This window comes from Herbaspirillum lusitanum P6-12 (assembly GCF_000256565.1).
In the GTDB taxonomy this organism is placed as follows: domain Bacteria; phylum Pseudomonadota; class Gammaproteobacteria; order Burkholderiales; family Burkholderiaceae_D; genus Herbaspirillum; species Herbaspirillum lusitanum.
Genome location: NZ_AJHH01000505.1, coordinates 1 through 920 on the forward strand (window position 1 = coordinate 1; position 920 = coordinate 920).

Here is a 920-nt window from a genome sequence, read left to right on the forward strand (position 1 = left end):
CAATTCGTCCGCAGGCCATTTATCTCCGACACCGTCGCCGCGATGATGGCGTCTTGCTCTCATCAACCGGATACAGGTGCTTCGTGCAAAAAACTCCCCCGATCACAATCGCGCCGGGTGCCGGCCGCTTCATCTTTCCCGCGCTGATGCGCTGGTATGCGCGCGGCGAGGGGCTCACTTATGCGCTGCTGCGCTTCGGCTACGGCGCCATTATTTTCACGCACGGCCTGCCCAAAGCGCTGGGCGTGTCGCATGGCTCGATGGCCGATCCGATGGCCGGTTCGATACGTCTGATAGGCGAAGTCATGGGGTTGCCGTTCGCGCCGCAACTGGCTTTCCTGGTGATGCTGCTGGAGACGGTGGGCGCAGCCATGCTGGCGCTGGGCCTGCTGACGCGGCCGCTGGCCTTGTTGATGTTTGTTGAAATGATCGCCATCAGTTATGCGATGGGGCCGACCTGGCCGTGGATCGATCGCGGCATTGAGTATCCGGTACTGCTGGGACTGGCGGCGTTGTACATGATGTTGCGCGGCGGCGGCGCCTGGTCGCTCGACAGCCGCATAAGATATGAAATATAAAACATGAAAGCCCACCCATTACTTGTCAAGAAAGAGATGCCATGAAATTCGTCAACTACCTCGCCTACACCGACAACCGGCAATTGCTGGACGAACATGCACCGGCCCACAAGCACTACGTCAAGAGCCTGCTCGACGCCGGCAAGCTGGCGTTCGGCGGGCCGTTCCCGGACGGCAGCGGAGGTCTGCTGGTGTATGAAGTCGCATCAAAAGAAGAGGCCGAATCCCTGCGCGACCAAGACCCATATGCTCTGGCCGGCGTGTTCGTACGGTCTGAAATCAAGCCGTGGCTATTGCTGGCGATTAATCCCGCCTTGGCGGCGACGCCGGCGGCGTGACGGG

Annotated in this window: 2 protein-coding genes; both read left to right on the plus strand. The window is 60.5% G+C overall.

Annotated features, from left to right (window positions below):
* Positions 1–83 precede the first annotated feature (83 nt).
* On the plus strand, positions 84–578 hold the full coding sequence (locus HLUSI_RS0117090) for a DoxX family protein (protein WP_016835123.1): 495 nt from the start codon (positions 84–86) through the stop codon (positions 576–578).
* Positions 579–619: 41 nt separating this feature from the next.
* Positions 620–916, plus strand: a complete 297-nt coding sequence (locus tag HLUSI_RS0117095) for a YciI family protein (RefSeq protein WP_016835124.1) — start codon at positions 620–622, stop codon at positions 914–916.
* Positions 917–920: the final 4 nt, after the last annotated feature.

What these genes read in the sequence shown, in the direction of transcription:
- HLUSI_RS0117095 (WP_016835124.1), top strand. Translation starts at nt 620, where the DNA reads ATGAAATTCGTCAACTACCTCGCCTACACCGACAACCGGCAATTGCTG.